This window comes from Streptomyces sp. NPDC048361, from assembly GCF_040651795.1.
Taxonomy (GTDB): Bacteria; Actinomycetota; Actinomycetes; order Streptomycetales; family Streptomycetaceae; genus Streptomyces.
In genome coordinates, this window is record NZ_JBEZKW010000034.1 from 17,833 (window position 1) to 41,920 (window position 24,088).

Sequence of the window (24,088 nt, forward strand, 5' to 3'; positions counted from 1 at the left end):
GTGGTGGCCCGCTGTTTCAGGGGTTCGCCCACGCCCCCGGCGTGTCCGCCAACGCCGATACTGCTGTGGGCAGTTGGGCGGTGGCGACCTCTGCGAGGGAGACGCCGTCGAGGATCTCGCGCACGTTGGACCGCAGTGCGATCCACAGGGGGAGCAGTGATTCGGCAGGGCCGGTGTAGGACAGCTCCGGCGGGCGTACCCCGCGTACGGACACCAGCGGACCGTCCACGACGCGGATGACGTCGGCGATGCTGATGGACTCGGCGGGCTTGGCCAGTCGGTAACCGCCGTTGCCGCCCCGCCGACTGAGCACGAGACCACCCCGGCGCATGTCGTTGAGGATGCCTTCGAGGAATTTGTGCGGGATGTTCTGGGCATCGGCGATGGCCTCGGCCTTCAACGGCCCGGCATCCGATGACGCGGCGAGCTGCAGGGCGGCGCGCACCGCGTAGTCGGCCCTGGCTGAGATCCTCATGTGCGCAGTATTCCGTATGGCCTTCGGCGGCACGGCTTCTGTCGGGTCCACGGCCGGCCGCCGGCCGCCGGGCAGGGGCGCCGTTGCCACCGGGGCGGGGTGGCGCCTGCGATCGTCAAGGCCGGAGGGGCAGGACGAACGGCGGATGGGCGCCGTTGAGGAAGTAGTCGCCGACGTCGCGCAGGCGATGGGTGACGGGCTCGTACAGCGTGTGGGTCCGGGCGTTGCGCCAGAAGCGGTCGAAGCCCAGCCGCGAGGACAGGGAGCGGGCGCCGATGATGTCCAGAGCGCGGGCGGTGGACTCCTGCGCCGCCCTGGAGGCGGCGGCTTCGGCCATGGCCACGGCGACGGAGATTTCCGCGTACTCGTCGTAGGTGAGGTCGTCACCGCGGGCCAGCCCACCGTGCACGGCTTGCTGCGCCTGATCGGCGAGGGCCGCCGCGGAGCGGGCGAGGACGGTGAGTTCTCCGTAGGTGGTGAGCACCTGCGGGTCCTGGGGAGAGCCGATCGGCCAGTCCGGGCGCCAGGTGGAATGGCCCGCCCGGCTGTACTCACGTGCTTCGGCGAGCACCCCTTCGGTCATGCCCAGGAGGAGCTGGACCGACAGGAGACGCCCGACCGGCGAGGACACGGCAGCCCGGGGTGACAGGACGTCCTCGTCCGCGGACAGGGAGCCGAGTACGTCCTGGGCCGCGACCGGTACGGCATCGAACTCCACGGCCCCACTGCCCGCGAGCCGCTGGCCGAAGGTGTCGGCGTCGCCATCGATCCGCACGCCGAGGCGGGCGGAATCGACGACGACGGCGAACGGCTGGCCGGTGTCGGCCCGCTCGGCCCGCACGGCTAGGCGGTCGGCGACCAGGATGCCGGTGGCGTAGCTCTGGCGGCCGTCGAGCACATAGCCACCGGCCTTCCTGGTCAACGTCAGAGGCAGTTCCTGGCGCCCGAGCCCGCCACCCCAGCACCACCGCCCGGCCGCGGACTCCCGCTCGATCTCGGCGGCGCGGGCGGGCGTGCCGAACAACTGGACGCTCCACGAGAGGAAGTAGTGACAGGCGAGCAGTTGACCGACCGCGCCGTCGGCGGCGGCGATCTCCCGGACGGTGGCGCAGGCCGTCGGCCAGTCGGCTCCGCCGCCCCCTAGCTCGTGCGGGACGAGGAGTGTCAGGAGCCCCGCCTCACGAAGCCGGGACACTTCGTCGAAGGGAGGTTTGCCCGCCTGCTCCCTGGCCGCCGCGTCTGTGGCCAGGTCGTCCGCGGTCTCGCGGGCAACGCGCTGCCAATGCACGCGGCTGGGCTTGGTGTGCGTGGAATCCGAGGCGGGTACGGACGGCGCTGCGGCAACGGCCATGGCGGTGGTCTCCTCAAGGTCGCTGACGACGGGGTGGGGTGTTGGCCGCTCAGGCTGAACCGGTCTTGCCGGTGGCCAGGCGGGGCGCCGAACGGTGAGGTTCCGGTGGTGAGCTTCCGGTGGTGAGCTTCCGGTGGTGAGGAGCTGTGCGCGGGAATCGATGCGATGGCGGCCTTGGCCGCAACTCCCGGCACGATTCCCGTCCCAATCCGTCACAACTCCCATCGGTGGGAGCCGAGTTCGCGCGTGGCCTGGCTCTGTGGCGTGGCGCGCGATCAACGAATGGGCGGAGACCGGAAGGCCTGGCCGAGGCGCGGAACGTGCGCGGGGAGTGCTCTAGGCCTGACAACAGGCGGCGCCGGCGAGGTGACCGAAGTCGACATGCCGACGGCGAACGAGCCGCTTCTGTGTGGGGGCCATGCGCCCATCCTCTGCACCGGGAGGGTGGGCTGTCAATGGTTTCCTAGTAAATCGATGGGAAATGAGGGAACGCGAAAGTGCAGCTGGTGACACCACGGGGGCGTCGGCGCCGGCATGGGGCGCCTGGTAGGGCGACCGGTGGGGGCCGTTCTGCGTCGGCACGCACGTCGGTGGACAAGCTGGCTCGGGCAATCGTGATCTGACTGAACGTCCTGCAACTGCCAGGGTTAGGCGCCGAGTTGAGCCGTGCCCGGCGTGGATCCGGCCGCCCGCCGGCGGCCGCTGACGGGCATGCCTTCGCCTCGACGGGCTTCTCGGGCCTCGACACTTACTTCTCCGGAAGTCCGGGGGAGTGCAGGATCAACGGGTGGCGTTCGCGGCCCACCACCCCCCTGGGCTACCTCGGCTACCTCGGCCTGAGCGAGGACCAGTGAGTGACCGGTGCGACGACCGGTGCGAAGAGGTCTTTCCCCGGCGCCCGCAGGAGTGCCGCCACATGGCCGTCTCCGGAAGCGGGCTCGCCCACCGGCGAGGGCCTTCGGATTCCTCGAAGGCGCCACTGAGGTGAGCGCGCGGAATCCTTGCTGCTCGCTGTCCCTACAGGGATGGCCCCGCAGCGGAGAACGCGTCCTGGAACGTCGAAACTTTGGAATGCCGGGTCGGCTCTTCGGCCGGACAGTGTCGATGCCGGGCCGGCACCGGGCCGGGGGATACGGCAACAGCCTCATCGCAGCCTTGGGCGTCCGGTGGCGGGATCGGCGCGGGGTGACTCTCCTGGTGCGTAACACCTTCTTCACGTATCGCGTACCCGGGAGCGCCTCATGGACCGTGCAGTCTCAGGAGTCAGTCGCCTGACCCGCACAGTCCACGTGCTGCGTGCCCTCGCGTCGGTCGTCCTGGTGACGGTTCTGTATTACGTGGCGCCCCTCGACTGGGGCGTCGGTGTGGGGACGGTGGCGGTACTCGTGGGGGCGCTGGCCGTGTTCGGGTGGCTGCTTGTGTGGCAACTCGCCTCGATCAGCCGTGCACGCTACCCGTGGCTGCGCGCCATGGGGGCGCTGGCCGTAGCCGTGCCGCTCTTCCTGGTGATGTTCTCCGCCGCGTACTTCCTGCTCGCCCATGACGTCCCGGGATCGTTCTCGGAGCCGCTGACCCGGACCGCTGCGCTGTATTTCACGATCTCGGTGTTCGTGACCGTCGGTTTCGGCGACATCGTGCCGACCAGCGAGGCGGCCCGGGCGCTGACCAGCGTGCAGATGATCGTCGATCTGATCGTGCTGGCAGTGCTCGGCAAGGCGGTGTTCGGCGCGGTGCGGGTGGGGCTGCGTCGCCGCGATCATCAGGAGCCGGGCTCCGGGTTGGCTCCGGGACCGTCCGAACCCGGGGGTGTCTGATCAAGGGCGGGACTGATCCGAACCGGCGACCTGGTCGTCGTGCAAACAGGTGGGTGCCCCGCACCGTAGCGCGGGGCACCCACCTGTTTGCTGATGGTGCGGCTGTGCCGGCTTACCAGCGGTACCAGCGGCCGCTACCTCCCTTGGGGCGGGCGATGAACCCGACCAGCCAGACGACGAGAACGATGATCGCGATCCACCACAGGGCCTTCAGGGCGAAGCCCGCGCCGAAGAGGATCAGAGCCAGCAGAAGAACGAGAAGCAGGGGAACCATAGTTATCAACCTCCGAGCCATCGAATGCCCCGTCCGATCCCGCCGACACACCTCCGACATGCTTGTTTATGAAATTCTTATCCGGGAAGTCGCTTGCGCCCCTCCTTGCACCAGAGCCCCTCGTCAAACCCGTAAGGGCACATCGCAGGGACCCGCGCCCTCAACCGTCTCTAGCTGAACCCTTCGTCTCAGCGGATGTCGCTGCGTGACGCTGGACGAAGCCGCCCGGCCACCCGGCCACCTGGCCACCTGGCCGCCCCGCCGCCCCGCCACCCGCACAGTCGAGCGCATCGCGGCGTCGATCGGGCAGGACTGGGGTCAGCCTTGGCGGCTGGGGAGCATGGCCAGGGCCTTGGAGCGCTGTGCGACGAGGTCGGCGTAGGTGCCGTCGCGCTCGGCCCAGCGGTGCATCAGGACGCCCTCGACGAGGATCTCGTGTGGGGTTGGGTCCTCTGTGAGCAGGTGCATGACCTCGGTGGCAAAGTCGTCGAGGGCGAGCGCGTGCGGGTTCACCTTTTCCTGGCCCGCTGTGGCGACGGCGGGAGGGACGAGTTCGATGACGCCGACGCCGGTGCCGTCGAGTTGTGCGCGCAGTGCCTCGGAGTAGGCGTGCACCGCGGCCTTCGAGGCTGCGTAGCTGGGCATGGGCGGGAACGGCAGGAAGGCGATGCCGGAGGTGACGGTGATGAAGGTGCCGGCACCCCGTTGGACCAGGTGGGGGGTGAAGGCGTCGATGACTCGGATGGTGCCGAGCAGGTTGGTGTCGATCGTCGTTGCTGCCGTCTCGAAGTGCGCGGGGTCGCGCAGGTCCTCCAGGAACATGACGCCCGACATGGTCACTACGGTGTCCAGCTCGGGGTACCGGGCGAGCACGGCGTCCCGGCCTGCTGCGACGGAGACGCTGTCGGTGACGTCGATGCCGACCGTGCCGAACCCTTCCTCAGCGAGTTCCGAAAGTGCCTGTGGGCTGCGACCGCCAACGGTCACCGTGCTGCCCGCCGCGGCGAACCGCCGGGCCAGCTCTCGCCCGATACCCGAGGTTCCGCCGACGATGAGAACCGTGCGATTGGAGAGATCCATGAGATCTTCCCTTCAGTCCAGGACGCCGCCCGCCCTCAGGTGCGCGGCGCAACAAGTGAGGCCGCTGCCTCGTGCGAAGCAGCGTCACCGCAGTCTTGACGTCCTGGGCCGGGCCGGGCAGGGCCCCCGTCATCCCTGGTCCTGACAGAGCCCCCTCTGCGACACGCGTACCGCATTACGGTGTCGGTATGAAGGATGAGGAAGCCGGCAACCGGCTCGGCAGCTACCTCCGTGCCCGGCGTGAGCTGGTCTCCCCGGCGCAGGCAGGGCTCCCGCCCGGCGGCAACCGCCGCGTACCCGGCCTGCGCCGTGAGGAAGTCGCCCTGCTTGCCGGAATCAGCCCCGACTACTACCTGCGCCTGGAACGAGGCCGTGACAAGAACCCCTCACCCCAGGTCCTCACCTCACTCGCACGCGTCCTGCACCTCGACGACATCGAGCGGACGTATCTGCTCGGCCTCACGGCAGCGCGCCCCAAAGCGCCGCGCCGCAAGCGCCCCGAGCACGTACCACCGAGGGTGCGCGAACTGCTCGCCCACCTTGAGATCCCCGCCTTCGTCGAAGGGCGCGCATTCGATGTCCTGGCCTCCAACCCCATGGCCGTCGCGCTCTCACCCCGGCTGCGGCCCGGCCTGAACCGGCTGCGCTCCCTCCTCCTCGACCCGGAAGAACAAGCCTTCCACCAGGACTGGCCCAAGGCCACAGCCGACTTCGTCGCCGCCCTGCGCACCACCATCGGGGACGACACCGACAACCCCCGGTTCGTCGAACTCGTCGGAGAACTCGCACTGTCCAGTCAGCGATTCCGTACCCTGTGGGCCCGTCACGACGTCCGTGCTCTCGACGGAGGCACCACCACGGTCCATCACCCCGTGGTCGGTGACCTACGCCTCCACCGGGACAAACTCCCCATCGATGACGTCATCCTCGTCATCTACTACCCCGACAAGAACAGCGACAGCGACGAGAAACTGCGGCTCCTCGGCGCACTCTCACACACCGAATCCGCCCCCACCAGTGCGCATGACGAACCAGAGGACACCCCACACCCCACCACGTCACCCTGACGAACACCCGCCGTCCTAACTGCGCGGCCAGAGCGCCCGCACGGGCCGCACCACCCACAGTGGCCGCATGGGTCGCACCAACCACACTGGCCCACCGCTGGGCGTACCTCGTGTTCATGCCTCCAAGGCGCTCCGCCCGGCGGCGGGACCCGCTATCCGGCTGACTTGGACAACTCTGACCCGCTCTCGGAAAAATCCGGCTCGGGCAGGGGCCGCGTTGCCCCGACGGGGTTCGCCTCAGCCGGGTGCCCGGCCCGTCCATCTGGTGAAGCGCCGTAGGCCCCTTCGGCTGCGTTTGAGTGGCGTGTCCTCGGGGGCGGCGGGACCCTGGGCCGCGGTGAGAGCCGCAGCCGGACGTTCCGCCGGGGCTTCCACGTACTGGCTGCCCCGTTCGAGCCGGGTTCGGACCGCCAACGCCATGGTCTGGTGGGCTTGATGCTGTACCAGGCCCGCAGCGGACAACCGGTCCCACATGTACAGCAGTTCCTGCCCGCGGGCCGCCACTTGGCTCGCGTCCTCGAGTCGTTGCCAAGCAGCGGTGGCGCGAGCCACCTCGGGTGCGGCCCGGTTGAGGTCGGTGCGGCACCGGATGCGCGCGACGGTGAGCGCGAGCACGGTGGAGACCGTGTAGTCGCCGCGCAGGAACGCCATGTAGGCCTCGATCGCCCGCGCCTCCAGCGAGAGATCGTCCTCCACGCCCCGGCGGAGCGTCAGATGCTCGCGCAGAGCACTGGCCAGGACGAATGCCGCGTGCAACTCCTCCCGCTGCGCGTGCTGGATGATCCGCTCGACCCGGGCGAGCGGCGGGAACGCCTGCTCCTCCGCCTCTGTTCGCTCACGGCCGGGCGGCAGGTCCTCCTCGTCGGCGATCGTGTAGCTGGAGCCGTCCGGGTGCACCCGAAGCCGCGCCACCTGCTGCGCGGTGCGGTCTACGACCGTTGCCGCCACTGGAGCCCCCAGGGTGCGGGCGAACATCGCCACGGCATCGAGGATCGCCTCATTGGGTGGCCTGGTGCCGCCCATGGTCAGCAGATGACCGTTGACCACTGTCGATCCGTCCTCGGCGACGTACGCGTCCAGGCGGATCAACGGCTGCGCGCTGAGCGCGGGCAGATTCCCGTCGTCACGGGGTGCGGGCAAGTGGGACATATCCGCTCAGCCTCCGGGTCGGACCACGCCGAGGATCGGCATGGATGCGGCCGGTGCGGTGGTGATCGTACGGCCGGGCCGCGGAGCGTGGACGATCTGTCCGCCTCCGATGTACATGCCCACGTGCGTGGCATCGTTGAAGTAGATGATCAGATCGCCGGGTTGGGCGGACGAGAGACTGACGTGGCGCAGCCCCTGCCACTGAGCCTGCGAGGTACGGGGTATAGGACGTCCGGCATGGGCCCATGCCACGGAGGTCAGCCCCGAGCAGTCGTACGACGAGGGACCTACGTCGCCCCACCCGTACGGTTTGCCGATCTGAGCCATGGCGAAGGAGACGGCCTGTCCGGCCCTGCCGCTCACGGCCGGCCCGCCGCCCGAAGGCCCGTTTCCCGTTCCGCCCTTGTCCGCCGGTGGTCCGCCGTTCGAACCGGAACCGGGCCACTTGCCCTTGGCCTCGTCCGCCTTCTGCTTCTCCAACTGCGCCAGCCCGTTGACCTGTTCGGCCTTCAGGCCTGCCTCGATCCGCTCGGCGTCGGCGATCCTGTTCTGGATCCTTGCCTTCGTGCCGGCCTTGTCCGCGAGGGTTTTCTTGAGGTCACGCAGGTTCTTCGTCGCGGCCTCGGTCTGCCGGTCGAGCTCCGTGCGGGCAGTCTTCTGGTTCTCATAGATGTTCTCGAGAGTGTCGCGGGTCCGGTCCGCCTGCGCGGCGTCGGGGAGCGCGTTTTCGGGATGGTCGCTGAGTATCAACCGGAAGCCTGTGGAGCTGAAGTAGTCCCCGCGGTACTGGGCTCGGGCTGCCGCCCCCGCGAGGTCGTGCAGGGCGTCCGCCCGGCCTTGGGTGTGGGCGAGGTCGCTTTGGAGGGACGTCAGCCGCTTGGACTGCTCGGTCGCCTTCTCGTTGGCGGCGTCGTACGCCTCGGTCGCCACCTCCGCCTCGCGGTAGAGGCCGTCAAGCTGGTTGTGGATCTGTTCCAGGGGCCCGCCGTCGGCCGGTTCGGGATCGTTCGGCGCCGCATAACTCGGGCCCGGTATGAGGGTGACCGCGCCGACAAAGGCTGTCAGAGCGACCCGGATTCGCAGCTGTCTACCGCCGGGCGACATGTTCATCAGCGCCACTTTCAGGAGGCCGGGTACGAGAGTTGGGATCACGACCTACCATCAGGGTGGCCAAGTTGGGTCATACGGAGATCCGTTCGGCCCATGAACACACTATCCGCACACGGGCGGTAGATCCTCGTATCCGCACGTGTGTCAACGTGTACGCGTCCGATTCTTCGGCCACAGTTGGCCGATTTCCATCGCTGCTCGCTGCTCGCAGCTCATGGCTTCGCAGCCACCACAACGGCGAGTTCAGCTCCGCCATCGTCTGGAGGCTGCTCGTCTCCGCATGGTGACCGGACCGGCCGTTGAGGTCGTACGTCAGCGCGCGGTGACTGCATACGCGGCGAGCGCGCGGTTACCGCGGGGCTTGGCGATGGCCCGGAGAACGTCGGCCTGGCTCAGGAGCAGCTGCCGCACCGGCTCGGGCAGCGCTGCCAAACGCTCCTCCGTGCCGACCAGGTCGAGGCAAGCGGCGACTTCCCAGTCGCCGTCCTGAAGCTCTTCGGTATCGACCGATGTGTCGCCGTCGGCCGTCCAGCCGGTTTCAGGCAGGAGCCGCAGCAGGCACTCGCGCGAGAAAGGTGTGCGGACGTTGCCCTGGCCATGCGATCCCGCGGCCTCGGTCTGCCCCTGGATCAGTACGGCGAGCAGGTGCGCCAGTTGGTCGTCAGAGGCAGGTGTCAAGTCCCACTCGGTGAACCACAGCCGCCGCGCCCACGCCCGCACCCGGGCCAATGTGTCTCGCAGTTGTCCGAGCGAAGCGAAGTACCAGGAGCAATGTGCGAGCACCACGTGGTCGAAGGTGCCCTCGGGGAAGTCGACTGATGGGTCGAGGACATCGGTGCCGAAGCGGAAGTCGATGCGCGGCCCGAGGGGGCCCGCCGCGAGCCGGGCCGCCGATTCTCCGAGCGTGACCGGCGCCCCGTAGGAGGTTTCGGCCACGTCAATGGCCACCACGCGCCCTTCGGGCCCAACCGCCTCCGCAAGCACGGCGGTCATGTCGCCCTGGCCACAGCCCAGTTCGAGGACAGTTGCGCCTGGTGCGATGTGCCAGCTCGCCACGAGCGCGGCGCGGTGGTGAGTCTGGGACAGCTGGATGTCCGGGCTGTGGTCGGCGGCGGCCATGCCGGCCGCGAGCGAAGGTGCCTTGGCGCGGAGATCGGAGTGATTCACAAAGTCCTTGGTGCTACTCGACGGGTCGGGGCGGGCCGATGGTATGCCACGCGCGGGCAGCGACGCCTCCGACTTTTCTGGACATCCCGTGATGCCGCTGCCTGAGCAGAGGCATCGCCAGCAGGACGACGCTCCTCGGCACGCCGAAGGGAGGCGGTCTCTTCTTCACGCGCTCTCGTCGCCCCATCGAGTCATCCAACCTCGTGGCCTCCTGGAGTGGCTTCGTTCGTTTCCAGGGTCTAGGGGTGGTGGCTCAGGACCGGTGAAACCACCGAGGCCAGACATGTACGACGAAGCTGAGCGGTCAGGTCACGCTGGGCATGCCGGTTCCGGCAGCGGTCGCCCCGGGGCTCTCGGACACGGGGTGCTGAAGGTCGAGGAGGCGCAGGTCCGAGCCTTGTTCTCCCGGCTCGCTTCGCCGTGGCTCGGGGCCCGTACGGGAGTCATCCGGTGGAGCCTCGGCCCCCTTCCACGGGCTAGGAGCGCTGGAGCGTTCCTCCGGTTCGGGGCCCGTTCCAGGCCCCTCGTGAGCCTTTCGCCCCGTGTGTGCCTGCGCCGCCGTTCTCCATACCTCCGTGGCCAAGTCGATCATTCCCGTGTCCTGGGCCCGCTCCGCGAGCGCGGTGAGGTCCGTGATCGCCGTGGTGTCCCCTTCCGCTATCCGGATCTGCGCCCGCAGCATCTGGAAGCGGATCCGGTCGCGGTAGCTGAGCAGGAGCGCGTCCTGCTCGATGCCGTCGCAGAGGGCACGGGCCGCAGCGAAGTCACCCCGGGCATAACTGAGTTGAGCTGTCAGAAACGTGTGCTCCTGCTGGTTCGGCGCAGTGCCCACCAGGTCCAAGGCCGGTTTGACCTCAGCGAGGTAGTGCTCGACGGCGTCGAGGCGCGGGGGAGCGGCCTGCAGCGTGAGGGCGGCGGCTGCCAGGCGGAGGCGCACCCACAAGGAGAGGTCCTCGCGGCTGCTGACCGCCGCGAGTGCCTTGTCCAGAAGCAGACGGGCGCGGTTGTGGTCGCCAATGCGGGTCGTGACGGTGGCCGCGGTCCACCATGCCTCTGCGGTGAGGGAGCCCCTACGGTTCTCGAGGGGGGCGCAGATCTCGGCGCTGAGGCGCTTCGCATCGGCGAGGTCACCCAGTTCGGCCGCGGTGGAGACGAGCAGGATCTTGAGGCGGATGGCGTCGTCGGTACCGAGACCGGCCTGCTGCACGAGGTGCAGCCCTGCCCGCGCGGTGGCGCGCGCATCGTCGACGTGGCCGAGGGCTCTTTGACATCGCGCGAGGCGCAGGTGGGCGTTGAGGAGAAGCACAGGGTGGCCGAGCTCCTCGCTCACCCGCATGAGGTGTTGAAGGGTGTCGTACTCCTCCAGGCTGTGGCCCTCCTCGCCCTGGAGTTTGGCGAGTTGGGCGTACGCCTGCAACTGCAAGGTGGGGTCGGCGTCGGTGTCCTTCTCCAGCGCCTGCTCAAGCTGGTGTCGGAGTTCGCCCTTGGTGGCCGATTCCCATAGTGCCGCCGTGGTGGCGAGAGTGTCCGAGAGTGCGGTGACCTCGGTCTCGTTGAACACGCTGGCAGGCACGTTGAGCTTGGCGGCGAGTAGTTCCACGCTCTGCGCTGTGGGTGGCCGGGACCCCGCCTCCAACCTGGACACGTAAGCAGCCGACATGCGGGGGCCGGTGAGGCTGGCCTGGGTGAGCCCTCGCTGCTGTCGGAGCTGACGAAGACGACGACCGAATGCCGGCTGCTCAAGCATCTTCATTCCTTACGGACAGCCCCGTTCTCGAGTTGCCCGCCTCGAGTTGTCGACGGATTATTCAATTCTTCACCTGGGCTGTCAAGAAACCGGGGGCGGCGCCGTGACGGCACGAGCTCCCGGCCCCTGAGCGAGCCGAGCGGGAAGACTCCTCAAGTAGTCGGGGCCGGCCACTCGATCTCGTCGGAGGCCGCAGGGTTGGGGGCGGGCCACTCGATCTCTTGGGGGGTGGCGGTCGCCGTCGAACGACTGGTGAGCTCTCCCGCATGAGCCGGCGGGACGGTGCACAGCATTGCCGCCGTGAGTGTGGCGAGGGAGGCGAAGCCGTGGACGAGGCGCATGGAAGTTCTTCTCTCTCGGTGGGGCTGGTGTGTCCGGAAGTCGTCCCGCGGGTTGGTCCGGACGGTCCGGGTGGTCTTGGGTGGCGCGGGACGAGTGTCGAAACTAAGGACTCTTGACGAAGAAAGTCAATGCTTGACAGAACTTGACTCGCTGGCCTACTTTTCAGGCCGAAACCAGTTGGAGACCTTGGGGGCGAGGGAGTTCGGGACGGTTCGCAAGGGTGCGGACCACCCGCGCCAGGGGGGCGCTTGGGATTTCTCGGTGCGCCAGCCGCCGTCCGCCAGTCGCGGCAGGCCCGGCCGATCGGCGTGCGGACGGGACGGCCCCTCCTCATCGCTACGGGCGCCGCGAGGCGCATGGAGGTTGGACCCGTGGACATTCGAGGATTCACGTACTTCATCGCTGTGGCCGATGAACTGCACTTCGGCAGAGCGGCGAAGAGACTTCACATCTCGCAGCCCGGCCTCTCCCAGGCGATCAAGGTGATGGAACGCGAGATCGGCGCCCCCCTCTTCCACCGGTCGCGCCAGACCGTCTCCCTGACCGCGATCGGCGAGGAGCTTCTGCCCAAGGCGAAGCGCCTGGTTGCGCACGCCGAGGAGGTCAACGGCTTCGCGAACGACATGGCGGACCGGCACCACGCGACCTTGACCCTCGCCCACACGGCGTCCGCCGGCCTGGGCCAGGCCCACGAACTGACCGTGGCGTTCCGCTCGGTCCGTCCGCACGTCACCCTGCGGACTTCGGCCGGCTACAGCTCGTTCAACTTGGAACGTGTGCGTGCCCGCCGTGTGGACGTGGGCTTCGTGCGGCCGCCGGTGGAGCTGAGCCAGGACCTGGATCTCCTCGGCGTGGGGCGCGAGGAGATCCTCGTAGCCCTCCCCGCCGACCACCCGTGGGCCGGGCGGCCCACGGTCAGGTTCGAGGACATCGCCGCCTACCCCCTGGTCTACTTCCCCCGCGAGTCCGGCGGGTTGTGGGAGTCGATCATCCAGGCCGTCTATCCCGCGGGCCGGACCCCGCACATCGTCCGCGAGGAGCCTGACGAGGCCCACATGCTCATGGCGGTCGCACAGGGACACGGAATGACCCTGGTCACCCGGGACGCAGTCACCCTGCTCGACGTACCCGGTGTGGTGCTGCGCCCGTTGGAGGGTGCGCCCACCGTGCCGCTGGCCCTCGTGTGGCGCAAGGACAACACGAAGTCCGCGCTGCGGGCCTTCCTGTCGTTCGTCGCCTCCGCCACGGACCAGCGGCACGGTGGGCGCGCCCGACGTCACACCACGCAGGCCGTGCGCGTCGGCGTCGCCGCACGCTCCGGGGCGGTCGATCCGGCCATGCGGAGCTCCAGGGTGCAGCACTTGGCGCTGCCCCCGGCCTTGAGGAGTTCCGAGAGGTCGATTCCGATCGGGTTGTAACCGCGCGCGGCGAGCTGCTCCGCCAGCCCCCTCGCCGCCTGCGGCAGGATGACGTTGTACCCGTCCGATACGGCGTTGAGGCCGAACGCGCCGGCATCCTCGGCCGAGACGAGGACGGCGTCCGGGAACAGCCGGCGCAGCACCGCCCGGCTGCCCGGCGAGAACGACTCCGGGCAGTACATGATCTCGTCGTCGCCCAGGACCGCGAGCGCGGTGTCCAGGTGGTAGAAGCGCGGGTCGACCAGACGCAGACCGATCACGGGTCGGCCGAAGAAGTCCTGGGCCTCCTGGTGCGACGCCGGGTCGGTCCGGAAGCCGCAGCCGGCCAGCACCCAGCTCTTGGTGACGAGATAGTCGCCCTCGCCTTCGTTGACGAATTCCGGATCCCGTACCTCCGGGAACCCGTTCTCCCGGAACCACCGGGAGTAGGCGGGCCCCTCGGCGACGCGCTGCTCGTTGCGGAACTTGGCGCCGAGAACGCGTCCGTCCACGACGGTGGCGCCGTTCGCGGCGAACACCATGTCCGGCAGACCGGGTGCCGGCTCGATCAATTCGACCGTGTGCCCGAGTTCCAGATAGGTCTCACGGAGACGCTCCCACTGGAGGATGGCGAGTTCGCGGTCGACCGGCTTCTCGGGGTCCATCCACGGATTGATGGAATACGTCACCTCGAAATGCGTGGGTCGGCACATGAGATAACGGCGGGGAACAGCGGTACGGGTAATGCGCTGAGCCATGGGAACTCTCTTCTCGAAATCGGGCCGGTCGGACACGGGATGGGTGTCCTCGGCGCGGGGTGAGCCGGGTGAGCCGGGTGAGCCGGGTGAGCCGGGTGGGCCAGGTGAGCGGGGTGAGCCGGGCGGCGCCCCGGCGGGATCAGGCCAGCGGGCTGTCCTTGACGACCAACGGTGTCTTGTTCGACCGGTCGTTGACGGTGAAGCGGTCGACCGCACGCACCGCGAACGCGTTCGGCGCCTCGGTCTCCACCTCGTAGCCCAGCCGGTACACCTGGGTGAGGACCGTGCGGTGCACCGCACGCTCGACCTCGGCCGGATCGACGCCCCGGGCGGTCTTGATCCGCAGCTCCATCCGCTCCGCGGGAGAGCCGTGGTCGAACAGCGCGATCTGCACGTCGCTGACCGCCGGGTGCAGCCGGGTCGCCTCGACGATCTCCTGCGGGGTGACCAAAATGCTCAGGAACTTCATCTGTGGATCGTCGCGGCCCATCACGCGTAGTGCGGCATCCTCCCGGCCGCAGGCGCAACGGGTGAACTCGCCGAGGTCGCCGAGCCGGTAGCGCACCACCGGGTTGACGCACTCGGGATGCAGGTTGGTGACGAGGATCGCCCCGTCCTCCAACTCGACGTGCTGGTACGGCATCAGGTGAAACGTGTCCATGGCGCAGCCCGGACCGTTGTGCCCGATCACCCAGGTCTCCGTCGACCCGTACACCCCGTGCAGTTCCGCGTTCGGAAGGACACGGCGAACGGTCTCCAGAGCGCGGTCGCCGAAGGGTTCGCCCGTCCACAGCAGTTTCTTGAAGGCCGGGGGCTTGCGGTTCGTGCGCTCGTAGAACTCCAGCAGGTTTCCGATCTGGCTCTGCGTCGCGTTCAGGGCGGTCGCGTCGAGCAGGCCCACGAAGTCCAGCCACTCGCCGAGCTGCGCCTCGTCCACCGCACCCAACGGAATCGTCACCGCGCCGGCCTGGTGCGCCACCGCGTTGAAGAAGTTGTGCGACGAGGACAGCCGGCCGGGGGTGTCGTAGTTCACCAGGACGTCCCTGTGGTCCAGCGGACTCCACTCGGCGGCGATCGCCTCGATCAGCTGGCCGCTGGCGATGAAACTCAACTTCGGGGTCGAGGTGGTGCCGCCGCTGCCCAGGACGATCGAACCGTGCTGCCGCGACCGGGCCACGCGCAGGACGTCGGGAAGAGCACCCCGAAAGTCGTCCTTCGTGAGGATCGGCAAGTCCCGCAACTGCGGTTCGGGCAGGGCCCGTGCGTCGTCGTACCGGTCACTGAGGGACGGAATCTCCGCCATACGTTCCAGCAGAGCGGGAACCGAGAGCTCCGTGTGCGTCTTCGTCATGTCAACAAGTAGGTACGGCGGCGACACCCACTGTCCAAGCGGATTTCCCACTCACGTGATCAGCCGTGCTTATCGCGCGTTGATTCGAGATGGTTATTGGACGTGCGACGGGGGCTGTGACTGAATTCTTCGAAGCGCGTCGAGGAATTGCCACCTGTCGAAGCGAGTTGGGAAAACGCATGTTGATCCGTGATGAAGCGGGACTGAGGCTGCTGCGGCAGGCGCAGGAGGAAGCCCTACGGGCCCGACGGCACCCGCCCACCGGAGACTTCCACCTCCAGAAGGTGGCCGCGGTGTGGGAGCGAGCCGCCAAGTCCCAGGCGTTCCGGGACATCGGCGCGTTCTCCTGGGAGAGCTTCGAGCGGCTCCCGATCACTCCCAAGGACCGCCTCAAGCAGGACCCCTGGGGCTTCGCGGTGGGGGAGCTGGCCGAGGCGGCCAAGTACTACGAGACGACGGGTACCTCCGGCCGGGTCACCCCGACCCCGCGCCATCTGGAGGACATCGTCTGGAACACGGTCTCGGTCGCTGAGGCGTGGCGCTCCGTCCTGAGCGCCGAGGACCGGGTCGCGATCCTGCTGCCCTCCGACATCGTGCCGGTCGCCGACCTCATCGTCGGCGTCTGCGAGTACCTGGGGCTCCCGCACACACGGATGTACCCGTTCGCCACCGGCATCTCCGACTGGGACCGTCTGACGAACCTCTGGTCAACTCTGCGGCCCACCGCCGTCTTCGCCGCCCCCGGCGTGCTGATGCAACTCACCCGGCTGCTCACCCAGCGCGGTACCTTGCCCGAACTCTCCGACCACGTCCACAAGTTGATGCTCCTCGGAGAGGTCAGCACCCCCGCCCTGCGTACTCGGCTCGGCGCCTGGTGGGACGCCACCGCATACGACGTGAGCTACGGCAGTACCGAGACCGGCACACTCGCCGCGACCTGCCCGGCCGGGAACCTCCACCTGCTCACCCACGCCCACTACTTCGAGCTGACCGACGGGGAGCGCACCACACCCCTGCCGGCCGACGGCTCGGGGCGGCTGGTCGTCACCCCCCTCAACCTCCACGCCCGCCCGCTGCTGCGCCTCGACACCGGCGACGAGGTGGAGATCAGCAGCGACCGGTGCGACTGCTCCACCCCCGGCAGCACCATCGTCGTCCGCGGCCGGTCCAGCGACGGCCTGCGCGTGCGGGGCGTCGACCTGGCGATCCACGACGTGGAGGAGATCGTCTACGGGCTGACGCCGGCCACCGGCTACCTGGTCGAGATCGATGAGGCGGGCACGCAGGCCCGGCTCCTCCTGGAGCGAGCGCCCGGCGCCGACCGCACCGGCGAAGCCGCCGCAGCCGACACCGTTCGCCAAGCCTGTCAGGACCGGTTGGGCCTCGCCTGGGACCGTGTCGCCTTTCTCAACGCGCTGCCCTCCACCACCAAGAGCGGCGGCTCACAGAAGAGTTGGAAGCGCACCAACGTACGCATCGTGGAGAGCGCCCGATGACCGCCCCCACCGTGTCTCCTCAGGCCGGCCTCACCACGATCTCCGCCGTGCCCTCCCCTCCCGGCGGCGCGGTCCTGGGCGAACCCGACCTGTGGTGCACGTACGCCGCGATACGCACGCTCGCCTGGCTCGGCCGTGCCGCCGACGCCACCGCCCCCGACGCCACCGCCCGCTACCTGGCCGGTCGCCGCAACGCCGACGGCGGCTACGCCTGGTCCGTCGGCATGCCCTCCGACGCGTGGGCAACGTTCTACTGCACCCAGGCGCTCACCGACCTCGGCCGCCCCGTCCCGGAGCCGGAGACGACCGCCGCATGGCTCGCCACCACCTGGACCGGCGACGCGTACGCCATGACGCCCGGCCAGGACGCCGAGGTCTGGGCCACCCACTTCTCCACCCGCACCACCCTGGGCCCGGCCCGTTCCACCGTCCCTGACCGCGAACGCCTGCTGGCCTGGCTCCGCGGCCTCCAGACCGAGGACGGCGGGCTTTCCTGGAGTCCGGGCCACACCACTGCCGACGTGCGTGCCTGCCACTACGGCGCCGCCGCCTGGGCCGCCCTGAATGCCCAGGAGTCCGTACGCCCTCCTTGGGACGTACCGCGCCTGGTCGCCTGGCTCCAGGCCCAGCAGGCCCCCGAGGGAGGGTTCCGGTTCTCGCCTGACGCCGGGACGCCGTGCATGTGGGCCACCTACCGGTCGGTCGCCGCCCTCCGCATCCTCGACGCGATGCCCACGTACGACATCGAGCCGTGGGTACGTGCCCTGCGCGGTCCCGGGCGTGCGTTCGTGCGGTGGGAGGGTTACCCGGTCGAGGACGTATGGGCCTCCTTCTGCGCCGTCGGGGCGCTCGTCGGTGTCGGCGCCGAGGTCAGCGACATCGCCGACGACGTGGTCCGCCGCATCGCGGAACTCGCCTGCACCGACGGCGGCTACACCTACCGCGAACCGGCGCTCGCCGCAGACGCGTTGACCACCGCCGCCGCCGTCCTCACGCGCCCGGAGGATCCCGCCGTACCCGCCCACCGGGCCTGGCTCGAAGGATGCCGGCTGCCCAACGAGGCGGGCCTGATGTACATGCCCGGGCGCGGCAGCGAGATCCGCTGCACTCTGTGGGGCCTCACCGCCGGGGCCTTCGCCGATCCCGAGCGCCACGCCGAGCAGCGCGCCGGCGTCCTCGACTGGCTCCGCTCCCTGCAGAACCCCGACGGCGGGTTCGGATTCTGGGAGGGCAGGGGTTCGGACTCCCTGTCGACGGCGGCCGCCGTCGCCGTCGTCCGTCTGCTCGACGCGGACGTGAGCGTCGTCCTGGACGACGGCGCCCTGGAAACCTTCACCACCCGGAGCCCGGCAGAAGGCGCACGCGCGCGCCTGCGCGTCCTGCGGGTCCGCCACGCACTCGGGCACCTGGACGACGCCCCTGTCCGCGACGTCCTGGACGCCCACCGGGTGCGCGGCGGTGGCTGGGCCGACACCGGTTCGCGCATGCCCGACCTGCTGTCCACATACGAAGCGGTGGCTACCGCGGACCTGTTCGGCATCGCCATCGACCCCGAGCACCTGCGCCGCTTCGTCGACCGCGTGCACACCACGAACGGCACCGCCTGGACCCCGCTGGCCCCCGCCACGGGCGGTCCCTTGGCTGCCTGCCTGGGTGCGCTGCTGCGGCGCCGGGTCGAGCAGGGGCCGACGGGTTCCCTGCCCGACCTGGTCCTGTCCTGACCCCGGCCCCCCCGCCCCCGCCGGTCCACCTCCCCGAGGCCCACCAAAGGCACCCATGCCCACCATCGAGATCCTCACCTCCGACCTGACGGTGCCCGCGCGACGGGCCGTGGCCATCCGGCTCACCCGGCACCTGACCGCCCGTGGTGTGCCCGCCGGTCACGTCGTCGTGCACTTCACCACCGCCGAACCCAACTCCCTCTTCACCGGTGGGATGCCCGCCGATGCGCTGCCCTCCGCCGGGGACGGCCTGCACCACGCACGCGTGACCGTGTGCGTGGGCCCCGACCGCGACGAGACCTTCCGCTCCGACCTGGCGCAGGAGATCGCGGCGGCGCTCGGCATGACCGAGCGGACCCCTTTCCTCTACATCGAGTTCCGCCCCACCGATCCCGCGCTCGTCCACCTGGTCGACGGGGGTCACCTCCGACTTGCCACGAGCCCGTGAAGGAATCACTCATGACCACGACCGTCCCCGCCCTCGACGAACTCACCACGCAGGTACGGGCCGCACTCAGCCCTCTTCTCGGGGACGCCCTCGCGGCCGTCGCGGACGACGCCGATCTGGCCCGGGCCCTCGGCGACCGCTACGACAGCCTCACCGCTCTGGAGTGCGTCTCGCGCGTCGAGGCGGCCTTCGGTGTGGAGGTCGACTTCGTCGCCCACGATGTCCGGCACACTTTCGCCACCGTGGGACGCATCGCCGCCTTCGTGCGCGACCTGATCGAGGACCGTACGGCCCTGGAAGCCACCTCGTGACACCGGTCTCCGCTCCCGCCACCACCGATCGCCCGGTGGCCGAGGTCCCCTTCGAGACCTCCGGCCACAGCGGCGACCCGGTCCGCTGGTGGCGCACCCCCGACCAACTGCGCGACGAGGCACTACTGGTGGCCCGGACCGCGCTGGGCACCGTCGAGCAGATCGTCTGCTTCGCCCCGCCCCGCCACCTCTTCGGAAGGCTCTTCGGCGCCGTCCTGCCCGAACTCCTGGACGTGCCCGTCGTGCGGGCCTGGGACGACCCCACGAGCGTGCCGGCCCCGCGCCCCGGGCTGCGCACCCTCTTCGTCTGTCTGCCGTCCAGCTGGCTGGTCCTGCGCTCCCTGGTGCCGTCCACAGCCGACCACCCGGGAGCGGTCGCTCTCCACGGCACCGGACCCGTCACCGCCGCCGCCCGCAACCTGGTACGGGACCGGCAGGGCACGCCGTTCACGGCCGTGGAGGTCTTCGGCTCCACCGAGACCGGCGCGGTCGCCATGCGTCCCCTGGCCGTCGACCCCGGAGCGGAAAAGCCCTGGCGACTCCTGGACGACGTCGACGTCCACGTGGGCGACGACGACCGGCTCACCGTGCGGGGCCCCCGGCTCGCCCGGCATGACGCCTCCGACCGCCCCCTTACGTCGTGGACCATGGACGACACGGTGACCCCGGTGGCGGCCCGCTCCTTCCTCTGGCGAGGACGGTCCTCCCGGATGATCAAGGTCAATGGAGTCCGCTGCGACCTCGGCGTCGTGGAGGACGCGGTCGCCGCCGCCTTCCCCGGCACCGAGGTGGTCTGCGCCGCCGCCGACGACCCCGTGCGCGGCGAGCGTTACGACCTGTTCCACGCCAACGGCCCCAGCGGTGTCGACGCGCAGGCCGTCCGTAGCGCGATCACGGCCGCGCTACCTGGCTGCCCGCTTCCCGGAGCCGTCCGCCACCTCGACCGGATCGCCCGCTCCGCGACCGGGAAGCCCCTGCTGAACCGGCTCACCGGCCCTCCCACGACGGTTCCCACGACGACGACGAGAGTGGCATGACGACATCGCCCACCCTGCCGCCCCTCACCCCCCTCACCGAAGCCCTCACCACGTCAGGCCCCGACGCGGTTCAGGACTTCCTGCGGGCCTCGGGACCGGACCAAGTGCTCGCCCTCGGCCCCGAGGACCGCACCCGCCTCGCGGCGAGCCGCGACTCCCTCACCGAGATCGCCGCCCGGCGCCCGGTCTACGGCCTGACCAAGGGCTTCGGCCCGCTGGTGGCCTACGACGCCGACCACGACCCGCACGTCCAGGGCACCGGCCTCCTCGACCACCTCACCACCGGCCAGGGCACGGCCCTGTCGCCCCAGGTCACCCGGACCATGGTCTGGCTCAGGCTGCGCGGCATGTCCCTGGGCCGGTCCGCCGTGGCCGTCGGCGTCTGGGACGCCCTCGCCACCCAGTGGAACCAGGGCTTCACCCCGGTCGTGCCCCAGGACGGCAGCCTCAGCGCCAGCGGCGACCTCGTTCCCCTGGCACACGCGGCACAGGCCGCGGCCGGGAACGGCAGCGCCTGGCGGCGCGAACCGGACGGCACCTGGCGGCAGGAGCCCGCGGACCAGGTGCTGCGCGCGCTGGGAGCCGACCCGGTCCACTGGGACGCGCGGTCCGCCCTGGCCTTCGCCAACGGCACCAGCGCCTCCCTCGCCCAGGCTCTGCACAATCACGTACGTCTCCAGGCCCTGGCCCACGCCGTGGCCGTCGGGACCGGACACCTGGCGGGGCTCCTCGGCAGCAGCCCCGAGCCCTACGACGACCGGCTCTCCGCCGTCCGGGGGCACCGGGGCCAGCGACAGGCCGCCGCCCTGATCCGTGCGGCCCGCAGCGCCGTCGTCCAGGTCGAAGGCGCCGCGCGCCGGCTCCAGGAGCCGTACTCGTTGCGCTGCGCTCCCCAGGTCGTCGGCGCCGTCCTCGATCAACTCGGTTTCCAGGGACAGGTGTTGATCACCGAGGGCGAAGGCACCACCGACAACCCCGTCTTCGTCGACGACGACGTCCTGCACGGCGGGAACTTCCACGCAGCGCCCGTGGCCCTGGCGAGCGAGCAGCACATGCTGTGCCTGCACCAGCTGGCCTATCTGGCCGAACGCCAGCTCCACCTCGCCCTCGACCCGCAGCACAACGGCGGCCTCCCGCCCATGCTGACGCCCACCCCCGGACGCCAGAGCGGCCTCGCCGGTGTCCAGATCGCCGCCGGTTCGCACCTGGGCGCAATCCGCCAGCACGGCTACCCCGCCTCGTTCACCCCGGTCCCCACCAACCTCAACAACCAGGACCATGTGCCGTTGGCCCTCAACAGCGCCAACGCGGTGTCCACGGCCCTGGACCGCGCCTGGTGGATCGTCGCCTCCCTCGCCCTCGCCCTCAACCAACTCGCCCACCTGAACGGAACCGCCCCTGCGCACGGCGTCTGGCGACACCTCGCCGCGGACTGGACCCCCCTGGACCGCGACCGGCCCCTGGCCGACGAGGTCGCCGCCACCGCCCGACGACTCGAACGCCACTTCACGACTCCGCAAGGACCATGCGCATGACGACAGCGACACACCGGGTCCGCCTGCCCGCCGCCCAGCAACCCCCGTGGGCCTCCGACGAACGCCTGGAGAGTGTCCGCGCCGGCCTCGCCTCGCTGCCGCCCCTCGTCGACGCGAGTGCCGTGCACCGACTGCGCGTCGAACTGGCCCGGGCCGCGCAAGGCACCGGTTTCGTCCTCCAGGGCGGCGACTGCGCCGAACCCTTCCTCGACTCCGCGCCCGCAAGGATCACCGCCAAGGCCGATCAACTGGCCGACCTGGCAGACCTGTTGGCAACCCGCGCGGCACTCCCTGTCGTACGGATCGGCCGGTTCGCCGGTCAGTACGCCAAGCCACGCTCACACCCCGCCGAGACCCTCGCCGACGGCACCGTCCTGCCCGTCTACCGAGGTGACGCGGTCAACCGGCCCGAGGCGGACCCCGCCGCCCGCCGCCCCGACCCGGCCCGGTTGCGCGCCGCCTACGACCACGCCACGCGGTGCCTCGACACCCTCCTGCTCCAGGGCCACCTGGCACAGGGCGCCGGTGGCGCCGCGTACACCAGCCATGAGGCGCTGCTCGTCGACCTGGAGGAGCCTCTGGTACGGGAGGACCCCGAGGCCGCAGGGCACTACAGCTCCTCCGCGCACATGCTCTGGATCGGCGAGCGCACCCGTCAACTCGACGGCTGGCACGTGCGGTTCGCCGAAACGGTGAACAATCCTGTCGGCGTCAAGCTGGGCCCGGGCGCGTCCCCGGACGACGTACGCGACCTGTGCGAACGACTCGCCCGGGGCCACTCCGCCGGACGCCTTTCGCTCATCACCCGGCTCGGAGCCGCCGAGACCGCACGCCGCCTGCCCGCGCTCATCGAAGCCGCTGCCGACTTCGCCGGCCGCGTGGTCTGGCTGTGCGACCCGATGCACGGCAACACCGTCCGTCACGCCTCGGGCCGCAAGACCCGCGTGATGACGGACATGATCCGCGAGGTCACCGACTTCTTCACCGTGCTGCGCGCCCACGACGTACCCCCCGGCGGCCTGCACGTCGAGATGACGCCCGACGACGTGACCGAGTGCGTCGACGACCCGACCGGCCTCGCCACCGACGCCCTGCCCCGCTACCGGTCCGCCTGCGATCCGCGTCTGAGCCCCGCACAGGCCCGCGACCTGCTCACGGTGACAGCCGGCCTGCTCGCGCGAAAGGACACCCCGTGACCGCCGCCGACACCCCCCGCCCCCACATCGTGATCGTCACACGATGGCAGGAGCGCTACGCCGAGTACGACCGCTACCTCGACCACGGCGACCACACGGTCACCTACGTCGCGACGGAGACAGCACTCCCGGCGATATCCTCCGCGGCCGCCGACGTCGTCACGGTGACCAGGACCGACGACCTCGACGAGGTCCGCGCGGCCGTCCACCTCCTGGCCGCACGCCACGGCCGGCCCGACCGGATCGTCGCCCTCAAGGAGGACGACCTGCTCGTCGGCGCCGCGCTGCGCGTCGAGTGGGACTGCCCCGGCGACCGCCCCGAGGACCTGCTGCGGTTCCGCGACAAGCACCTCATGGTCGAGGCCGTGGCCGCGGCCGGTGTCCCGGCTCCCGCGAGCGCGGCCGTGACAGGCGCCACCGAGGTCGCCGCGTTCGCCGCCGCGCACGGCTGGCCCGTAGTGCTCAAACCCCGCATCGGCAGCTCCAGCGCGGGAGTCCGCCTGGTCGGTGGCCCCGAGGAACTGGACGCGTCCAGTTGGGGCGAGCCGATGCTCGTCCAGGAGTTCCTGCCCGACGCGATCTACCACGTGGACGGGATCTTCGACGGCACGGAGCTCATGTGCTGGCGGGCCTCCCGATACGTCAACACCTGCCTGGGCTTCCGCGAGGGCACCTTCCTCGGGTCGGTCGAGGAGGACGACCCGGCGGTCCTGGCCCCCATCGGCGAGCACGCGCGCGCCGCCCTGGCCGCGCTCACGGACCGGCCCACCCCCTTCCACCTCGAAGTGTTCGTCGAGGCCGGAAGCGGCAGGTGCCGCTTCCTGGAGGTCGGCGCGCGCATCGGAGGCGCCGAGATTCCCTTCATCTGGCGGGAGTTGCACGGGTACGACCTGATGGAGGCCGCTTTCCGCCTCCAACTCGGGCTGCCGGTACGCCCCGTGGGACCGGCTCCCGCGGAACACATCGGCGGCTGGCTGCTCATTCCGGCACCCGAGGCACGCCCCTGCCGCATCACCGAGGTCACCCCTACGACGGGCTGGGAGCTCGGCCCCTACGCCGAGGTGCTCCTCAAGCCCGGCGAGGTGCTCCCCGCGGCCGATGCCTACTACGAACACGTCGGCGGCCGCTTCCGTTTCCGGGCCTCCGACTCCGCCACCGTCGAGCACGCGCTGACCACGACGGCCGCGGCCTTCCGCGTGAGCGCCGAACCCGTCGTCCTCAGTCCCGCCCACTGACCCCGCCCCCTGACCCCGCCCCCTGAG

21 protein-coding genes and 1 pseudogene are annotated in these 24,088 nt (G+C 70.2%); 11 read left to right on the top strand and 11 right to left on the bottom strand.

All coding sequences use genetic code 11. From position 1 onward, the window contains the following. Positions 1–16: 16 nt before the first annotated feature. Positions 17–475: an Rrf2 family transcriptional regulator gene (locus AB0D31_RS20320; protein ID WP_362724817.1), complete on the bottom strand. Its 459-nt coding sequence runs from the start codon at positions 473–475 to the stop codon at positions 17–19. Between the two features lie 115 nt (positions 476–590). Continuing rightward, positions 591–1,826 carry an acyl-CoA dehydrogenase family protein gene (locus tag AB0D31_RS20325; RefSeq protein ID WP_362724820.1) on the bottom strand — a complete coding sequence of 412 codons (1,236 nt, stop codon included), beginning with the start codon at positions 1,824–1,826 and terminating at the stop codon, positions 591–593. A gap of 1,241 nt (positions 1,827–3,067) precedes the next feature. Here AB0D31_RS20325 and AB0D31_RS20330 point away from each other — a divergent pair. After that, positions 3,068–3,640, top strand: a complete 573-nt coding sequence (locus tag AB0D31_RS20330; RefSeq protein WP_362724823.1) for a potassium channel family protein — start codon at positions 3,068–3,070, stop codon at positions 3,638–3,640. A gap of 112 nt (positions 3,641–3,752) precedes the next feature. Here AB0D31_RS20330 and AB0D31_RS20335 read toward each other — a convergent pair whose 3' ends face one another. Next, entirely contained in the window at positions 3,753–3,914 is a 162-nt protein-coding gene (locus tag AB0D31_RS20335) for a hydrophobic protein (protein ID WP_267054796.1), read from the bottom strand. Positions 3,915–4,232: 318 nt separating this feature from the next. Continuing rightward, positions 4,233–4,994, bottom strand: a complete 762-nt coding sequence (locus tag AB0D31_RS20340; RefSeq protein ID WP_362724826.1) for an SDR family NAD(P)-dependent oxidoreductase — start codon at positions 4,992–4,994, stop codon at positions 4,233–4,235. 188 nt (positions 4,995–5,182) lie between these two features. Here AB0D31_RS20340 and AB0D31_RS20345 point away from each other — a divergent pair, with 188 nt between their 5' ends. Then, a complete protein-coding gene (locus AB0D31_RS20345) occupies positions 5,183–6,061 on the top strand; it encodes a helix-turn-helix transcriptional regulator (protein ID WP_362724829.1) in 879 nt (292 codons plus the stop codon). A gap of 237 nt (positions 6,062–6,298) precedes the next feature. Here AB0D31_RS20345 and AB0D31_RS20350 read toward each other — a convergent pair whose 3' ends face one another. The 5 genes from AB0D31_RS20350 to AB0D31_RS20370 all read right to left on the bottom strand — a co-directional run bounded on the left by AB0D31_RS20350 (position 6,299) and on the right by AB0D31_RS20370 (position 11,575). Continuing rightward, on the bottom strand, positions 6,299–7,210 hold the full coding sequence (locus AB0D31_RS20350) for a hypothetical protein (protein ID WP_362724832.1): 912 nt from the start codon (positions 7,208–7,210) through the stop codon (positions 6,299–6,301). Positions 7,211–7,216: 6 nt separating this feature from the next. After that, the gene (locus AB0D31_RS20355) at positions 7,217–8,362 is read right to left on the bottom strand and encodes an NlpC/P60 family protein (protein WP_362724834.1); all 1,146 of its coding nucleotides are present in this window, start codon (positions 8,360–8,362) and stop codon (positions 7,217–7,219) included. A 270-nt stretch (positions 8,363–8,632) separates the two neighbouring features. Further along, positions 8,633–9,487 carry a class I SAM-dependent methyltransferase gene (locus tag AB0D31_RS20360; RefSeq protein ID WP_362724837.1) on the bottom strand — a complete coding sequence of 285 codons (855 nt, stop codon included), beginning with the start codon at positions 9,485–9,487 and terminating at the stop codon, positions 8,633–8,635. Between the two features lie 304 nt (positions 9,488–9,791). Then, entirely contained in the window at positions 9,792–11,240 is a 1,449-nt protein-coding gene (locus AB0D31_RS20365) for a helix-turn-helix transcriptional regulator (RefSeq protein ID WP_362724840.1), read from the bottom strand. Between the two features lie 146 nt (positions 11,241–11,386). Further along, positions 11,387–11,575, bottom strand: a complete 189-nt coding sequence (locus AB0D31_RS20370) for a hypothetical protein (RefSeq protein WP_362724843.1) — start codon at positions 11,573–11,575, stop codon at positions 11,387–11,389. A 357-nt stretch (positions 11,576–11,932) separates the two neighbouring features. On the opposite strand from AB0D31_RS20370, the pseudogene AB0D31_RS20375 reads away from it, so the two are divergent. Next, positions 11,933–12,805, top strand: a pseudogene (locus AB0D31_RS20375) (LysR substrate-binding domain-containing protein); the annotation flags it as partial. Positions 12,806–12,852: 47 nt separating this feature from the next. Here the strand turns inward: AB0D31_RS20375 and ddaH are convergent. Continuing rightward, complete coding sequence (ddaH, locus tag AB0D31_RS20380; protein WP_362724846.1) at positions 12,853–13,731, bottom strand: dimethylargininase; 879 nt, start codon at positions 13,729–13,731, stop codon at positions 12,853–12,855. 139 nt (positions 13,732–13,870) lie between these two features. Next, entirely contained in the window at positions 13,871–15,082 is a 1,212-nt protein-coding gene (locus tag AB0D31_RS20385) for an AMP-binding protein (protein ID WP_362724848.1), read from the bottom strand. 179 nt (positions 15,083–15,261) lie between these two features. Between AB0D31_RS20385 and AB0D31_RS20390 the strand changes: the two genes are divergently transcribed. The 8 genes from AB0D31_RS20390 to AB0D31_RS20425 are packed head-to-tail and all read left to right on the top strand — an operon-like array spanning position 15,262 to position 24,061. Continuing rightward, the gene (locus AB0D31_RS20390; RefSeq protein ID WP_362724851.1) at positions 15,262–16,578 is read left to right on the top strand and encodes a phenylacetate--CoA ligase family protein; all 1,317 of its coding nucleotides are present in this window, start codon (positions 15,262–15,264) and stop codon (positions 16,576–16,578) included. Next, the gene (locus AB0D31_RS20395; RefSeq protein ID WP_362724854.1) at positions 16,575–18,299 is read left to right on the top strand and encodes a prenyltransferase/squalene oxidase repeat-containing protein; all 1,725 of its coding nucleotides are present in this window, start codon (positions 16,575–16,577) and stop codon (positions 18,297–18,299) included. Before AB0D31_RS20390 ends, AB0D31_RS20395 begins: the two co-directional genes overlap by 4 nt. Positions 18,300–18,354: 55 nt before the next feature. Next, positions 18,355–18,747: a hypothetical protein gene (locus AB0D31_RS20400; protein WP_362724857.1), complete on the top strand. Its 393-nt coding sequence runs from the start codon at positions 18,355–18,357 to the stop codon at positions 18,745–18,747. 11 nt (positions 18,748–18,758) lie between these two features. Further along, the gene (locus AB0D31_RS20405) at positions 18,759–19,058 is read left to right on the top strand and encodes a phosphopantetheine-binding protein (RefSeq protein WP_362724859.1); all 300 of its coding nucleotides are present in this window, start codon (positions 18,759–18,761) and stop codon (positions 19,056–19,058) included. After that, positions 19,055–20,095, top strand: a complete 1,041-nt coding sequence (locus AB0D31_RS20410; protein ID WP_362724862.1) for an acyl-CoA synthetase — start codon at positions 19,055–19,057, stop codon at positions 20,093–20,095. The genes AB0D31_RS20405 and AB0D31_RS20410 overlap by 4 nt, the downstream gene beginning before the upstream one ends. Next, positions 20,092–21,630: an aromatic amino acid ammonia-lyase gene (locus tag AB0D31_RS20415; protein WP_362724864.1), complete on the top strand. Its 1,539-nt coding sequence runs from the start codon at positions 20,092–20,094 to the stop codon at positions 21,628–21,630. Before AB0D31_RS20410 ends, AB0D31_RS20415 begins: the two co-directional genes overlap by 4 nt. Beyond that, entirely contained in the window at positions 21,627–22,826 is a 1,200-nt protein-coding gene (locus AB0D31_RS20420) for a 3-deoxy-7-phosphoheptulonate synthase (protein WP_362724867.1), read from the top strand. The genes AB0D31_RS20415 and AB0D31_RS20420 overlap by 4 nt, the downstream gene beginning before the upstream one ends. Next, positions 22,823–24,061 carry a biotin carboxylase gene (locus AB0D31_RS20425; protein ID WP_362724870.1) on the top strand — a complete coding sequence of 413 codons (1,239 nt, stop codon included), beginning with the start codon at positions 22,823–22,825 and terminating at the stop codon, positions 24,059–24,061. Before AB0D31_RS20420 ends, AB0D31_RS20425 begins: the two co-directional genes overlap by 4 nt. Positions 24,062–24,088: the final 27 nt, after the last annotated feature.

Bases quoted from the DNA above. Each gene is read 5' to 3' on its own strand.
- AB0D31_RS20420 (WP_362724867.1), top strand. From the start codon at position 21,627: ATGACGACAGCGACACACCGGGTCCGCCTGCCCGCCGCCCAGCAACCC.
- AB0D31_RS20350 (WP_362724832.1), bottom strand. From the start codon at position 7,210: ATGTCCCACTTGCCCGCACCCCGTGACGACGGGAATCTGCCCGCGCTC.
- AB0D31_RS20395 (WP_362724854.1), top strand. From the start codon at position 16,575: ATGACCGCCCCCACCGTGTCTCCTCAGGCCGGCCTCACCACGATCTCC.
- AB0D31_RS20345 (WP_362724829.1), top strand. From the start codon at position 5,183: ATGAAGGATGAGGAAGCCGGCAACCGGCTCGGCAGCTACCTCCGTGCC.
- AB0D31_RS20335 (WP_267054796.1), bottom strand. From the start codon at position 3,914: ATGGTTCCCCTGCTTCTCGTTCTTCTGCTGGCTCTGATCCTCTTCGGC.
- AB0D31_RS20340 (WP_362724826.1), bottom strand. From the start codon at position 4,994: ATGGATCTCTCCAATCGCACGGTTCTCATCGTCGGCGGAACCTCGGGT.
- AB0D31_RS20320 (WP_362724817.1), bottom strand. From the start codon at position 475: ATGAGGATCTCAGCCAGGGCCGACTACGCGGTGCGCGCCGCCCTGCAG.
- AB0D31_RS20400 (WP_362724857.1), top strand. From the start codon at position 18,355: ATGCCCACCATCGAGATCCTCACCTCCGACCTGACGGTGCCCGCGCGA.
- AB0D31_RS20415 (WP_362724864.1), top strand. From the start codon at position 20,092: ATGACGACATCGCCCACCCTGCCGCCCCTCACCCCCCTCACCGAAGCC.
- AB0D31_RS20325 (WP_362724820.1), bottom strand. From the start codon at position 1,826: ATGGCCGTTGCCGCAGCGCCGTCCGTACCCGCCTCGGATTCCACGCAC.
- AB0D31_RS20370 (WP_362724843.1), bottom strand. From the start codon at position 11,575: ATGCGCCTCGTCCACGGCTTCGCCTCCCTCGCCACACTCACGGCGGCA.
- AB0D31_RS20405 (WP_362724859.1), top strand. From the start codon at position 18,759: ATGACCACGACCGTCCCCGCCCTCGACGAACTCACCACGCAGGTACGG.
- AB0D31_RS20385 (WP_362724848.1), bottom strand. From the start codon at position 15,082: ATGACGAAGACGCACACGGAGCTCTCGGTTCCCGCTCTGCTGGAACGT.
- AB0D31_RS20330 (WP_362724823.1), top strand. From the start codon at position 3,068: ATGGACCGTGCAGTCTCAGGAGTCAGTCGCCTGACCCGCACAGTCCAC.
- AB0D31_RS20390 (WP_362724851.1), top strand. From the start codon at position 15,262: ATGTTGATCCGTGATGAAGCGGGACTGAGGCTGCTGCGGCAGGCGCAG.
- ddaH (WP_362724846.1), bottom strand. From the start codon at position 13,731: ATGGCTCAGCGCATTACCCGTACCGCTGTTCCCCGCCGTTATCTCATG.
- AB0D31_RS20365 (WP_362724840.1), bottom strand. From the start codon at position 11,240: ATGAAGATGCTTGAGCAGCCGGCATTCGGTCGTCGTCTTCGTCAGCTC.